Below are 13998 nucleotides of genomic sequence, written 5' to 3'. Positions count from 1 at the left end.
GGCAGCACTTAGTGTTGCACCAGCAGCTTCTTAGTAAGCGTACCTTCCGAGGTGGTCAGGCGCACCAGGTACAGGCCCGGTGCTACCGAGGAAGTGTTCACCGACAAGCCATCCTTTTGCAGGCGGGCCGCCGAAATAGTCTGGGTAAACACGCGCTGACCGAGTACTGAAACCAGCTCTACCTGCACCGGTACCGAGCTGCTTACCTGGGTGCGGATCAGCACCTGGTTGCTGGCCGGGTTAGGGTACACGTCGAGTAGGGCGGCGTTGAGCTGCTTGTTGTTGGCGAGTACCACGGTTGGCATGTCAAAAGCCACCTTCTGGTCGGTGAGGCTGCTGCTGCTACCCTGGCTGGCGCTGAAGCCCATGCCACGGCGGGCAAATACGCGCCAGATAAGCGCCGAGTTGGCCGCCTTGTTGTTCACCGAATCAGCCTTCAGGATAGCGTCGCGGCCATCGATGAAGCCCGGACGGCAGGGCTGAAGCTTGAGACCATCAATCACCAGCTGCAGGGCAATGTTGTTGCCGCCGGTAGAAGACGTTAGGTCGGCGTTGTAGCCGTGCTTAGCAATCAGCTCCCAGTTCAAATCCCAAATCGTAGAAGCCCAAATGTAGCCAATGGCGTGGACCCGCGCCTTAGTTATACCATCAACATCCACGAAGGTATCATAGTTGGGGGTACCTACTAGGGCATAAGTGGCGGGGTTTATTTGCATGTCGGTGCTGTAGCGGGTCGGCCGGATGCCGCGGCCATCAGTGGCCTCGAATGAAGCGTAGGTGCCAATGCCGCGGCCGGTGGTGCTTACGTCGCCGGGCTTGGTGGTCATCCAGAGCGCAAAGAAGTCGCTCCAGCCTTCACCCATTTGCTCAAAGCTGTTGAGGCAGCTCACGTTGGGGCCGCCAGTCAGGCGGCTCGAAATGCCGTGGCCATACTCGTGAGCAACGATGCCGTTATCGAAGTCACCATCCCGGTAAAACACCTCGCCCGAGGCAGAAATGGTAACCTCCTGGCCGGCGCGAGCGGCAATCTTCAGCTTTTCGCCTTCGCTTTTAGTGATGAAAACCGATGGAATCCGCAGGCCAACGCTGTCGGGAGCCGCGCCGCCCATGCGGGTGAGCGTAGTAGAGTTCGGAATGCTGTCCATCATGATAACCATGCGGGCACCGGCATTCTGAGCGTTCTTGATTTTCAGGGCGAAACCACATTTGCCGCGCTCAATCAGGGCAATATTGCCGCTGATGGCCGCCGCATTCACGAGCGGCGAGTTGCAGCCGCGCTCGGGTTTGGCCGAGCCATCGTCGGCTACAACCAGCTTGCCCGTGATGGGGCCCACGGCCTGCAGGCTGCGGCCCAGCGAGCCTTCCAGCGCGTTCAGTGGTCCGGCCAGCGTACTGGGGGCCGTAACGTTCACGTTCAGCTCCGAACGGTCCCACAGGTACATTTGCATGCGAGGGCGGCTGCCGTCGAGGGGCGTCGCGAAGTTGGCATTGTTGAGCCGGACGGGCGAAGCCGTAGAAGCGTCCTGCGCTTCGGCCTGCACGTAGTCAGCTCCTCTACCTTGGCCGGTGTAGTTGGTCGCCTGGAAGTTTCCGCTGGCTTCGTCGAAGCCTTTTTTGGCCATTACGTCGTGCATCAGGTTGTTCCAGAAGAACAGGTTGGTGATGGCGAGGTCCTGGTTTTTCTTTGCGGGGGCGTTCTTCGAATCGTCAAACGGATAGTCGAAGATCAGGTCTTTGCCGCCGTCGGGGCTGTAGTTGGTACCTGAAGCGTTATTGTTGTTGGGCGCGTCGTCGTAGGAGTGTACGTTGTTGCCGCGTGTAGTCGTGTACTCGGCACCGGCTGTGCCGTTGGTATCGTGCCAGCCGAAGGGCGAGTACTTCGGGTCGGCGGGGTCGGTAACCACCTGCCGCGCACCATGAATCGGGCTTTCAATTGTCAGGGGCCACACGTTGTAGCTGTTGGGCGTGGCCGTGGGCCGGGCCGGGGTGGCCGGGGTAGCCTTTATAGCGGCCGCAACCGTTGCCTGGGTCAGAGGCCGGGTCAGGTTCAGCATGCTGAAATCGTCCGACACGGTATAGTCGCTCTTGTCAAGCAGCACACCCGATGAGGCATCTACCCGGGCGTTCCAGTAATGCTCACCGCTGAGTGGGGCCAGCGTTACATCCCATACCAGCCGCAGCGAGCCGTCGGCCAGTGGCAGGTACATGAGCTTGGCCGGAATCTTATCCAGCGAAATGCCTCCGTTGCTGAACTCCATGCCTTCGGCGGCCGAGCCGGCCTTGAGCACCGTAAGGTTGCCGGGGGCGGGCATGCCCAGGGCGCGGGCGGCAGCGGCTACCGCCTGCTGGGCCGAGAGGCCGGGCGTGGGCGCAGATTCGCGGGCCAACACCTGTACATTGGGCCGGAAGCTGCTATGCAGGTTTACCACCTTGCCGGCGGCCGTCAGGTGCACGTTGGCTACAGCCCCGTACACCTCAATGCCCTGCACGCGCTGGCGCAGATACACATGGGTAACTCCGTTGCGGGCATCGGTATACTGGCTCGTTACAGCCGCGTCGGCCGCATCGGTGGCTACCAGGCCAAAGCTGGCCGAACGGTTCTGCAGAATCTGAAGCGCCCGGTTGTCGGGAGCCGCGTTTTGGGCGGCGGCAAGGACTGGCAGAGCCAGCAGTGCCGCAACGGCCAGTGCCCGGGCCGCAGGAGTAAAGGTTGGATTCATTAAAGAGGGTAAATAGGTGCGGAGCTACAGAAGTAAGCCAGAGTGACTATTCTAGATTCCAAATTTACGCTCAAGTGGGATATTATTTAACGTAATTTTAAAAAAGATTATGGCATTTTATATCTTTTCCAACAGGGTAGCGTATCAGCTGGATTTTTGGCGATTCATGGCACTGATGAACTCCCACAGCACCACGCCTGCTGCCACACTCACATTCAGGCTGTGCTTGGTGCCGAACTGCGGAATCTCCACTGCCGCGTCGCACAACGCCAGCACCTCGTCCTCTACCCCAAACACCTCGTTGCCCATCACCAGGGCGTAAGACTGATCGGCGTCAATGGCAAAGTCGGGCAGCAGTACGCTTTCGGTGGTTTGCTCCACGGCTATCAGCTTGTAGCCGGCGTCTTTCAGCTGGTGCAGCACTTCCAGGGTAGTAGCTGCGTATTCCCAGGCCACCGACTCGGTGGAACCCAGCGCCGTTTTAGTGATGTCGCGGTGGGGCGGCCGGCCGGTAATGCCGCAAAGCCAGAGTTTCTCGACTGCAAAGGCGTCGGCGGTGCGGAAGGCGGCCCCCACATTGTGGAGGCTGCGCACGTTATCAAGCACAAGGTTAAGGGGGAATTTTCGCGTATTTTTGAAGTCGGCCACCGTCAGCCGGTTTAGTTCGTTCATCGAGAGTTTGCGCATCCGGCAAAGGTAGGAACGCCCACCGGGGCGCGCGGCGTTGGGCGGGTAGAACGACGTAGGGGCGGGGGTAAGCTTCGCTGTCCTTCGGTTGTTCCCGCCCGCCGTTCGGGCCGCGGGATTGGCTGAGCGGACTCGTTTAAATGGCGCAGACGTATGGGCGGGGGTAAGCCCCGTCCCTACATCGGCAACTATACAATAGCAACTGATTTGAAAGTCATTAAAGAAAAGAAGCCCGTCCGCACGCACGGTACGCTGGGGCCCGCCCCGGTGGCCGATACGCCGCTGATGAAGCAATACCAGCAGCTCAAGCAAACCTACCCCGGGGCCGTGCTGCTGTTCCGGGTGGGCGACTTCTACGAAACCTTCGGCGAGGACGCCGTGACGGCCTCGCGCATCCTCGATATTACGCTCACCAAGCGCGGGGCGGGCACGGCCTCCGAAACCCCGCTGGCTGGCTTTCCGCACCACTCGCTTGATACCTACCTGCCCAAGCTGGTACGGGCTGGGCAACGGGTGGCCATCTGCGACCAGCTCGAAGACCCTAAGCAGGCTAAGGGCCTCGTAAAGCGCGGCGTAACGGAGCTGGTGACGCCCGGCGTGAGCCTGCACGACAATGTGCTGGAGCGCCGCAGCAACAACTACCTCTGCGCCGTGCATTTCGGTAAGCAGGAGGCCGGCATCAGCTTTCTGGATATCAGTACCGGCGAGTTTCTGGTGGCCCAGGGTACGGTGGAATACCTGGGCAAGCTGCTCCAGAACTTCCAACCCGCCGAGGTGCTGTTCTGCAAGAAAAGCCGCCAGGAGTTCGAGGGCCATTTCGGTCCTGATTACTGCCACAATGCCCTCGAAGAATGGGTTTTCGGCCACGACTACGGCCACGAGCTGCTCACCCGCCATTTCAATACCACCTCGCTTAAGGGCTTCGGTATTGATGGGTTGCGTGAGGGCATCACGGCCGCCGGTTGCGTGTTGCACTACCTGGCCGAAACCAAGCACACCAACGTGAGCCACATCGGCAGCATCGGGCGGCTGGAGGAGGACAAATACGTGTGGCTGGACCGCTTCACGGTGCGCAACCTAGAGCTGGTGCAGGCCCAACACCCCGGCGGCGTGCCGCTCATCGACATCCTCGACCAGACCATTACACCGATGGGGGCGCGGCTGCTACGCAAGTGGGTGGTGCTGCCCCTCAAGGAAGCCGCCCAGATTCAGCGCCGCCTTGATACGGTGGAGGCCCTGCTGCAAACCCCCGAGCTGCTCGAAAACCTGCAGCAGCACCTGCGCCAGATCAACGACCTGGAGCGCCTGATTTCCAAAGTGGCCGTGCGCCGCATAAATCCGCGCGAGCTGCTGCAGCTGGCCCGGGCCCTGGAGGCCATCGGCCCCATCCGCGACGAGCTGGCTGCTTCGGGCGTAAAGGCCCTGCAGAAGCTGGCTGACCAGCTCAACCCCTGCGCCACGCTGCGGGAGGAAATCCAGGCTAAGATCCGGGAGGATGCGCCCATTCTCACCAACCAGGGCGGGGTGCTGCTCGATAACATTGATGCCGAGCTGGACGATTTGCGCCGTATGGCCGGCTCGGGCAAGGACTACCTGTTCCAGCTCCAGCAGAAAGCCATTCAGGAAACCGGAATTTCCTCGCTCAAAGTCGCCTATAATAAGGTGTTCGGTTACTACCTCGAAGTGACGAACTCCCACAAGGACAAGGTGCCACCGACCTGGATTCGCAAGCAGACGTTGGTGAATGCCGAGCGCTACATCACTGAGGAGCTGAAGGTGTACGAGGAGAAAATCCTGCATGCCGAGGAACGGCTGTTCGTGATCGAGCAGCGCATCTACACCGAGCTGGTGCTCACGGCCGCCGAGTATGTGCCCCAGGTCCAGCAAAACGCCCGCGCCATCGGCGTGGCCGACTGCCTGGCCTCGTTCGCCGCCACTGCCCGCCAGCACCGCTACGTGAAGCCCGTTGTCGACGACTCCACGACGCTCGACATCACGGCCGGCCGCCACCCCGTGATTGAGCGCCAGCTGCCGCCCGGCGAGCAGTACATCCCCAACGACTTGCGCCTCGATCAGGACGACCAGCAGATTGTGGTGATTACCGGTCCCAATATGGCCGGTAAATCGGCCCTGCTGCGCCAAACGGCCCTGATTGTGCTGCTGGCCCAGATCGGCTCCTTCGTGCCCGCCGATGCCGCCCACGTCGGCGTAATCGACAAGATTTTCACCCGCGTGGGCGCTTCCGATAACCTGAGCAAGGGCGAGAGCACCTTCATGGTGGAGATGACCGAAACGGCCTCGATTCTCAATAACTTATCAGATAGAAGTCTGGTGCTGATGGACGAAATCGGGCGCGGCACCAGTACCTACGACGGCATCAGCATTGCCTGGGCCATTGTAGAGCATCTGCACAACTCGCCCCGGGCGCGGGCCAAAACGCTGTTTGCCACTCACTACCACGAGCTTAACCAACTGGCCGACGACTGCCCTCGGGTGCGCAATTACCACGTGGCCGTAAAGGAGGCCGACGGCCGCATTCTGTTCCTGCGCAAGCTGCGCGAGGGCGGTTCCGAGCACAGCTTCGGCATCCACGTGGCCCGCATGGCCGGTATGCCCACGGCCGTGGTGTTGCGGGCCAACGAAATAATGCACCACCTGGAGCAGGAACGGGCCTCTACCAGCGTCGAAACCGATCAGCCCACCGAGTTCGACGACTTGCTGGTGGGGCTTGGCGATGCCGAAGCTGCCGATATGACTGGCGGTAAAGTAGTATCCTTTAATGGAAGCCCGGCCGTTGCGCCCGAGCCGGCACTTTCTGGCCCGAAAGCTCAGCCGGCCGCCGCCGTGCATTCGGCCCCGCGCCCCAGCCTGCAGCTGAGCATGTTCGAGCCTGCCGACCCGGCCTTGGAGCGTCTGCGTGAGCTGCTCACCCAGCTTGATGTGAACACGTTAACGCCCATCGAGGCTCTGCTGAAGTTGAACGAGCTGAAGCTGGCAGTTGGCAGTGGCCGGTAGCCGTGTGTGCCCGGGGCGCGGCTTGGCTTTTAGCTGGCTTTAACTTCGGTCAAGTGCGCAGCTACAGGATGGGGGAGTGCGTGCCTGAAAAAAATTTGTGCCTGAAAATCAAAGCAAAAGCCCCAAATCAGCGCAGACAGAAAGCTTTTTTTATGCGCGGGTCTTGACTTCAGGATTTACTGTACTACCTTTGTCACACCAAAACGCTCCAGGGCGTTTGAATCTCAAGCGAGAGTAGCTCAGCTGGTAGAGCGCGACCTTGCCAAGGTCGAGGTCGCGAGTTCGAACCTCGTCTCCCGCTCCAACACGAAAAACCTGCCCCATCCGGCAGGTTTTTTCGTTTCTTGCCAGTATGGCCAACACCCGCAAATGCCTTTGCACCGACGAGTAGTTCCGGTAGGCTGTGGCCGCAAGCCTGTCGGTGCGGCAGGTGCTGAGCCGCATCGGGCTGGTGCCGGCCGGCGGCAACTACAAACCGGTGCATGCCCGCGTGGCCCGGCTGGGGCTGGATATTGGTCACTGGACAGGGGCGGGCTGGAACACGGGGGCGCGGTTTCAGAAGTTCGGGAAGTCCACGCCGCTATCTGATATTTTGGTTGAAAACTCGGAATATAATTTCACTTTCGGTCTGAAAAACCGCCTGTTGAAAGCCCTGTTGAAGAATCATCAGTGCGAGGTATGTAACCTGACGGAATGGAATGGTCAGCTTATTCCACTGGAGCTTCATCATCTCAATGGAGTAAACAATGACCATCGCTTAGAAAATTTGCAGTTACTTTGCCCAAACTGCCACGCACAGACAAGCAACTACCGGGGCAGGAATCAAGCTAAAACAGTTGCTAACTGATTAAGCCAGAGTGGTGGAACGGTATACACGAAGGTCTTAAACACCTTTGCCTTCACGGGCTTACGGGTTCAAATCCCGTCTCTGGTACTTTTAAAAGGCAGCTCCGCTTATGTGAGGCTGCCTTTTTTATTTAGCAGGTTGATGGGTCGAGAGAGGGAGAGTGAAGAAGGACTGAACGAAGTCAAATTTCTACCTTTAAGCTCCTGACTTCCGCTTGCTGCCCCGTGCCTATGTCATCCGCTATGCTTTCTCCCGACGATTACCAGCAGAAAATAAGGCAGGCGTTTGCCGAGATGAACAAGGTGGTGGTGGGCCAGCAGTATATGGTAAACCGGCTGCTGATTGGGCTGTTTACCGGCGGCCACGTGCTGTTGGAAGGCGTGCCGGGTCTGGCCAAAACACTGACGGTAAGCACTTTGGCAAAGGTGTTGCATTTGCATTTCCAGCGTGTGCAGTTCACTCCCGATCTGCTTCCCTCCGATTTGGTGGGTACCATGATTTATAACCAGAGCCGCTCGGAGTTCGAGGTGAAGAAGGGGCCGATTTTCGCCAACCTCGTACTGGCTGATGAGGTGAATCGTTCCCCGGCCAAAGTGCAGAGCGCCCTGCTCGAAGCCATGCAGGAAAAGCAGGTGACCATCGGCGAAACCACGTATCCGCTCGATTTGCCCTTTTTGGTGCTGGCCACTCAGAACCCGGTGGAGCAGGAGGGTACCTACCCGCTGCCGGAGGCCCAGGTCGACCGGTTTATGCTGAAGGTACACGTCGATTACCTCAAGAAAACCGATGAGTTGGAGGTTATGCGGCGCATGGCCAACCTGAGTTATGCCGACGATGTGCACCCGGTTCTTACGCGGGATGACATTTTTGGTATCCGGCATCATATCAATCAGGTTCAGATTTCCGAAACGCTGGAGAAGTACATTATCGAGCTGGTGTTTGCCACCCGTAAGCCGGCCGAATACGACCTGCCCGAGTTCCAGCAGTATCTGCAGTTCGGGGTGAGCCCGCGCGCCAGCATTGCGTTGCACCGGGCAGCCAAGGCCGTGGCTTTCCTGGATGAGCGCGATTACGTGCTGCCCGAGGATATCAAGGATGTGGCCGCTGACGTGCTCAACCACCGCATCCTGCTCAACTATGAAGCTGAAGCCGACGGCGTCCGAACTCAGGACATGATTGAGGCCATCCTGCGCAAAGTGCCGATTAGCTAGGGGCACGCCGGCGCGGATAACCCAAGTGAGTGCCGGTTTCTTTTCTGGCCGCGTGGCTGCCCTCCCCACACCCCTCATTTCACCCTCATCTTTTGTCTAAGCTCAGCAAAACTCTGCGCGGCCTCGCGAGCCTGGTGCGCAACCCCTGGCTGCTCAACCACGTGCTGGCAGCCGACGAAACCGGCTGGCAGGACCAGGTATTGCGTCATGCAGGTCGTTGGGGCGTAGCAGCAACGGGCGGGCTGCCAGTGGTGCCGCTGACTGCGCTGCTGCCGGCTACCGGCGAAACTGTTACGCCCTTCGCCTTCCGCGACGGCGGCTCGCTACCCACCGACCTAGCCCTGCTGCGGGCGCTGGCTCGCAGCAAGCCCGGCTGCCGATATTTTGAAATTGGAACATGGCGGGGCGAAAGCGCGGCCAACGTGGCGGCCGTAGCCGCCGAGGTACAGACGCTGAATTTAGCGGCCGAAGAGTTACGGGCGCTGGGGCTGCCGGAGCGCTACATCGAGCTGCACGGCTATTTCTCGCGCCCGCTGCCCAACGTAACCCACCTGCACGGCAACTCGGCCACCTACGACTTAGCCGCGCTGGGGCACTTTGACCTGGTGTTTATCGACGGTGACCACCGCTACGAAGCCGTGCGCACTGATACGCGGCGGGTGTTCGAGCACTTAGTGGGGCCCGAAACAGTGGTGGTGTGGCATGATGCCAGTCGCCAGCCCTGCCAGCCCCGTTGGGAGGTGCTGGCGGGTATCCTCGATGGGTTGCCGGCCGCCGCACCGGGCCAGCTCACCCAGGTCGAAAATACGCTCTGTGCCCTGTACATGCCTGTGCCGCTGCCTACGCATTTGCCCAACCCGCTGGCCGATCCGGTGCCAGCCTTTGAGGTAACGGTGCAGGTAGCTAATGGCAGCTAGGTGAGGCCTGACATCTTGCCAGAAGACTCCTTCGGCGCGGCTCATTAGCGGCTCCGCAGTAGCTGCCAGGCGCGGGTGATATCGGTGGGGCCGGGCAGGAAAGTCGTAATGCCCAGGCCTGTGGCGCGGCGAAAATGCCAGAGCAGAAAGGCCGTGGAGGCAGTATAAGAAAGCGTGGAGGCCAGCGCCGCCCCCTCAATACCCAGGCGCGGAATTAGCAGCAGTCCTCCGGTCAGAGTCAGAACCAAACCAAATAGAGTGGCGGCGTTGTTGATGCGGTACTGCGCGCGGCCGGCAAAGTAGCTGCTGATGAGCATCTGCACGGCCATCATAACCGAACCCGGCGCCAGCAGCCGCATTACCGTTTGCGCGGGCCCAAATTCGCGGCCGAACACAGCAGTGAGCATAGCCGGTGGCACCGCTACCAGCACCAGCACCGCCGCGGCCGTGCCCAGCACTGCCAGCCGCCCCACCCGCAGCGCCGATTCGGGTAGTGGGCTGCCACCGGGCGTGTTCACCAGATCGACATACTGCACCAGCGCCGCGCTACGCGGAATCAGCCAGATGGCCTCCATCAGGGCCACTCCCACCGAAAGAACTCCCACGGCCCGGGCATCGGCAAAATAGGCTACAAAGTAGTATCCGAGGCGGTAGTTGGCGAAGGCCAGCATGTTGGAGAAATGCGCCCCCCGGCTGTGGCGGGCCAGCTCGCGGGTGGTGGCCCGCAGCCGGAGGCCCCGGCGGCGGCGCGGGTCGGGCAGGCGCAACAGTGGCACCAGACTCAGCAGCAGCGGCAGCCCAAAGGCCATATAGGCGGCGTAATAGTAGGTTTCAACGGAAACCCAGCGCCCGCCAAACTTGAATGCTAACAGCAGCGTACCGGCCAGCAGCGCCACTTGGGCCAATGTGAGCAGATTGTAGGTGCCCTCGCGGCGGCGACCTAGCAGCAGGGCCGTGTTTATCGAGAAAAAGGCCTGCAGCAGGCTCAGCACTCCTAAGTGCAGCAGGTACGCGGGTGCCGGCTGCCGCAGCAGGGCCACCATGCCCGTGCCCAGTGCGCACACCAGCGTTGCCCAGCCGTAGGCCGGCAGCAGCAGGTGCCAGAGGTTGCGGCGCGGGGCCAGATAAATCAGGGAGGAGCCGCCCAGCAGCCCGATAAAGAGCAGAATAGCCGCGCAGTCGGTTACGAATAGGCTGACGGCGCCCCGGCCTGCCGCGCCCAGGTAGCGCGCCGTCAGCCACACCACTCCGAAGCTGAGCAGGGCCGTAGCCAGGCGGGTGGTAAAATTCTGAACGACTCGGCGCAGCATTTAGGCAGGGAGACTAACGAAACGACGAAAAGTAGAACGAAATCAGTCAGCAGCTCAATAAATGCCTCTACTAACCACTAACCCGTACAACTGCCGGAAGGCGGTGCCCACGGCTGGGTAACTGAAGCGGGCCAGCGCCGTTGCGCGCATCTGCTGCTCGTTGAAGCGGCCGGCCGGGGCCTGCAGCACCTCCAGCAGGGCGGCGTAAAGCGCCGGCTCGTCGCCGGGCGCCACCAACAGGCCGGCCGAGCCGTTAGGCGGCAGCAGCTCGGGTACGCCGTTCACGCGGGTGGCCACGGCGGGCAGGCCGCTGGCCTGCGCCTCAATTAGTACGCAGGGCAGGTTTTCGTAATTTGAAAACAACACGAAGGCTTGGGCCCGGCGCATTTCGGTGGCCACCTGCTCCGAAGTCAGCTTGCCCAGAAACTCCACTGTGCCATCGGTCAGCAAACCAAGCTCGGTGGCCAACCGGTGCATCTGCTCCTCGGCCGGACCGTAGCCGGCAATACGCAGGTGCAGGTGTAGCTCGGGATGATTGGTACGCAGCCGGGCAATGGTGCGTAGCGTGCCGCTCAGGTTTTTAGCCTGTTCGTTGAAGGCGGCCACGTTTAACAGGCCCCGACGCTGACCAGCCGCAGCAGGCAGCCTAAACTGGTCGGTATCCACCACGTTGGGGATGATAACGGTTTGCCGGGCCCGGCCGCCCAGCCGCTCCAGGGCACGTTTCAGGTCATCGGAAACGGGGGTGAAAGCAGCGGCCCGACTCACCAGCTGCCCCGCCAGCCAACCGCGCCACCAGCTTAGGCGGGGCGCATTGATGGGCAAAAAAGCCGTTGCGTGCTCCGTTAGCACGTAAGGAATCCGGTGCCAGTGCCTCATCCAAAGCGCCACCAGGCCGGTGCGGAGCAATACATGCACATGCACTACATCGGGCTGCTGGTCCTGCCAGTACCGGCGCACGGCCCGCCAGCCCTTGCCCATGCATAGCAGCCACAGGCCCAGTTTCAGCAGCTTATCCAGCGGAGCCAGCCCCGTAAGGCGGGCGCGGTAGTAGTAGCGCCAGGTGGGCACCGGGCCATTCAGGTCCACTTCACTTTCGATAACGCTGCCCAATGGCCCCCGCGCCACGGCCGCAAATACCACGGCGCTCTGCAAAGGCTGCGCGGGCGTGCTGGTGGCGGCAATGGCGGCTACGTGCCGGGCCACAAAGTCGCCATCCTGGTCGTCGTAGCGGTGGGGGTACCATTTGGGCAGGTGCAGAACGCGCAGTGGGAGCAGGGGGGTAGCAGACACGGATGTAAAAGTACGATGCGGCCCCCGGAGCACCGATTGGCCCCTGGCTAGCTGAAAATAACGGAGCCGACGCCCCCTAAGGGACGCCGGCTCGGATAAGGATAGAATAAAAAATTGGGAAAGGAAGCGGATAATCAGCCCCGAAACCTAGCGGACCACCACGAAGCGGACCGACTGGCTGGTTTCAGTGGTGGTTACTGTAGCCATGTACACGCCGGCTTTCAGGTTGGTGGGCAGACGCAGGGCCTGGTCGCCGGTGTTCAGCTTGCTATCGACCAGCACCGTGGCTACCTGGCGGCCGGTCAGGTCGAATACCCGCACTGAGGCCGCGCCGCCGCGCTTAAGGTTGAAGCGCAGCTCGGCCGGGCCATTGCTGGGGTTGGGCACTACGGCCAGCTGCTGGAGCTGGTCGGAAGCCGACTTGGTAGCCAGCGTGAGGCCAGCGCGGTTGTAGCAGGTAATCTGGGGGTTGAAGTTCGTCCAGCCGGCGGCCCAGTTGGTCGCACCGGCAGTAGCCGCCGCCGGGAAAGCTCCCCGATAGGTTCCGGTCTTGTCAAAGAAGGCATCTGCCAACTTCGCGTCGGTGAAGGCTCCGCCGCTTACCAAAGGCGAATTGGCGGGTAGCAGGTAGTTGGCGGCAGTATTGCCCACGAACTGGAAATTGTCAGCGTTCAGGTTCAGCGCCGTAGCAGTGGCAACCGTTTGGTTGGCCCGGTCGGCGGCGTTGAAATAGCCTGCCACGTCGTAGGTCGTTACACCAGCGGCCTGGAAATTGTTGGTCGTCATGCCGGCCAGTACCGTATTCTTAATCGACAAGCTGCCGCTCGTGGCATTGGCTTGAGCAGCGGCGCCATCCAGCGTCAGGCCGATTGGCCAGCCGGCGAAAACGGAGTTGAAAATGGAGATGCTGGTGTTCCGCCGTAGGTGCAGGGCCCGCGTGAAGTTGGCTGTTGCACCAATCGGGTTGGGTAGAATAGCGGTTATGTTGGAGAAAACCGGCGACGTTATGGGCGTGAAAGCCGAGCCCTGCCCGTCGTTGTCCGACTCAAAAGCGGTCGAACCCGATACGTCGGCTTCGTCGGGGTTACGAATAATGAGGCCGTACTGCACTTTGCCCGAGTAACCAAAATCGGTATCGAAGTCGTCGTCCGTAGCGCCCGACGAAACCAAGTGCTTGGCATTCACCGTGCCCCCAAACCACTCGAAAGAGTCGTCGCCATTATTGCTCACCTGCACATAGTCGATAATAGTGCCCGAACCAACACCGCCCATCGTAAGGCCGTTGATTTCGTTGTTAGGCAGCAGGGCGATACCCGAAAACTCGATGCGTACGTAGCGCAGAATACCGGAGTTGTCGGCAGCATCAGTACCCCCGTAGTTCTGGTTTATCCCTCCTTCAATGATAGGATTCGTCTGGTTAACGGGCGCATTACCCAGCAGCACAATACCGCCCCAGTCGCCCCGGTTGCGGCTACCAGCAGGCTGATTCGAAGTGAAAACAATGGGCTGGGTGGCCGTGCCATCCGCAATCAGCCTGGCACCCCGCTCAATAATGAGCGTGCCGGCTTTCGTCGTTGTGGTTTCCTTCCGGCCCAGGATAATTGTACCCGGCTCGATGGTTAGCGTGGCCCCCGACTTTACGTTAACGTAATCGGCCAACAGGTAAATGTTCGTCCGGGTCCAGGTGGTGTTGGTGGTGATGTTGCCAGCTACCGAAACGGGCGTAGGCGCGGCCGGACATACCGTTTGAGCCAGCGCTACATGGTTACCGCCCACAAGGCAGGCAGCGGCTAAGAAAATAGGGAGTACAAGCTTCTTCATGGATAAGGAATTAGATGGTGGTGCAAAGATGAGTTGTTAGCACGTTTTCAGGCCTAAATCGAGCGTTACGATTCGGTTAGGAGTGTGTTATCAAACGGTTACCCGCGTTGCCAACCAGATAATGGGGGCTGGAAAATGGTAGCTACAGCATCCTAAATCTGCCGTTCCGTACACCTG

9 protein-coding genes and 2 tRNA genes are annotated in these 13998 nt (G+C 60.5%); 6 read left to right on the top strand and 5 right to left on the bottom strand.

Annotated elements, in window-relative coordinates:
• Positions 1–8: 8 nt before the first annotated feature.
• Positions 9–2720 carry a T9SS-dependent M36 family metallopeptidase gene (locus HW556_RS01075; protein ID WP_176897172.1) on the bottom strand — a complete coding sequence of 904 codons (2712 nt, stop codon included), beginning with the start codon at positions 2718–2720 and terminating at the stop codon, positions 9–11.
• 144 nt (positions 2721–2864) lie between these two features.
• Positions 2865–3407, bottom strand: a complete 543-nt coding sequence (locus HW556_RS01070) for an RNA methyltransferase (RefSeq protein ID WP_176897171.1) — start codon at positions 3405–3407, stop codon at positions 2865–2867.
• A 207-nt stretch (positions 3408–3614) separates the two neighbouring features.
• Here HW556_RS01070 and mutS point away from each other — a divergent pair, with 207 nt between their 5' ends.
• From mutS to HW556_RS01040, 6 genes are all read left to right on the top strand, one after another.
• Entirely contained in the window at positions 3615–6422 is a 2808-nt protein-coding gene (mutS, locus tag HW556_RS01065; RefSeq protein ID WP_176897170.1) for a DNA mismatch repair protein MutS, read from the top strand.
• 228 nt (positions 6423–6650) lie between these two features.
• Positions 6651–6726: transfer RNA gene (locus HW556_RS01060), tRNA-Gly, on the top strand.
• A gap of 99 nt (positions 6727–6825) precedes the next feature.
• Positions 6826–7269, top strand: coding sequence for an HNH endonuclease signature motif containing protein (locus tag HW556_RS01055; protein ID WP_176897169.1), 444 nt, complete (start codon positions 6826–6828; stop codon positions 7267–7269).
• Positions 7270–7273: 4 nt separating this feature from the next.
• Positions 7274–7356 (top strand) — tRNA-Leu (locus HW556_RS01050).
• A gap of 155 nt (positions 7357–7511) precedes the next feature.
• Complete coding sequence (locus HW556_RS01045) at positions 7512–8480, top strand: AAA family ATPase (RefSeq protein WP_176897168.1); 969 nt, start codon at positions 7512–7514, stop codon at positions 8478–8480.
• A gap of 92 nt (positions 8481–8572) precedes the next feature.
• On the top strand, positions 8573–9397 hold the full coding sequence (locus HW556_RS01040; protein ID WP_176897166.1) for a class I SAM-dependent methyltransferase: 825 nt from the start codon (positions 8573–8575) through the stop codon (positions 9395–9397).
• Positions 9398–9441: 44 nt separating this feature from the next.
• Here the strand turns inward: HW556_RS01040 and HW556_RS01035 are convergent, their stop codons facing one another.
• The 3 genes from HW556_RS01035 to HW556_RS01025 all read right to left on the bottom strand — a co-directional run bounded on the left by HW556_RS01035 (position 9442) and on the right by HW556_RS01025 (position 13821).
• Positions 9442–10707 (bottom strand): lipopolysaccharide biosynthesis protein, encoded by a 1266-nt coding sequence (locus tag HW556_RS01035; protein ID WP_176897165.1) that lies wholly within the window; start codon positions 10705–10707, stop codon positions 9442–9444.
• A 54-nt stretch (positions 10708–10761) separates the two neighbouring features.
• Positions 10762–12000: a glycosyltransferase gene (locus HW556_RS01030; RefSeq protein ID WP_176897163.1), complete on the bottom strand. Its 1239-nt coding sequence runs from the start codon at positions 11998–12000 to the stop codon at positions 10762–10764.
• A gap of 147 nt (positions 12001–12147) precedes the next feature.
• Positions 12148–13821, bottom strand: coding sequence for a T9SS type A sorting domain-containing protein (locus tag HW556_RS01025; protein ID WP_176897162.1), 1674 nt, complete (start codon positions 13819–13821; stop codon positions 12148–12150).
• Positions 13822–13998: the final 177 nt, after the last annotated feature.

The sequence above is a fragment of the Hymenobacter terrestris genome (assembly GCF_013377905.1).
Taxonomy (GTDB): domain Bacteria; phylum Bacteroidota; class Bacteroidia; order Cytophagales; family Hymenobacteraceae; genus Hymenobacter; species Hymenobacter terrestris.
Note: the sequence above shows the minus strand (reverse complement) of the source record. Positions and strands in the feature narration are given on the sequence as shown.

Excerpts from the sequence above, each read along its gene's own strand:
- HW556_RS01075 (WP_176897172.1), bottom strand. The coding sequence starts at position 2,720 with ATGAATCCAACCTTTACTCCTGCGGCCCGGGCACTGGCCGTTGCGGCA.
- HW556_RS01070 (WP_176897171.1), bottom strand. The coding sequence starts at position 3,407 with ATGCGCAAACTCTCGATGAACGAACTAAACCGGCTGACGGTGGCCGAC.
- HW556_RS01045 (WP_176897168.1), top strand. The coding sequence starts at position 7,512 with ATGCTTTCTCCCGACGATTACCAGCAGAAAATAAGGCAGGCGTTTGCC.
- HW556_RS01035 (WP_176897165.1), bottom strand. The coding sequence starts at position 10,707 with ATGCTGCGCCGAGTCGTTCAGAATTTTACCACCCGCCTGGCTACGGCC.
- HW556_RS01025 (WP_176897162.1), bottom strand. The coding sequence starts at position 13,821 with ATGAAGAAGCTTGTACTCCCTATTTTCTTAGCCGCTGCCTGCCTTGTG.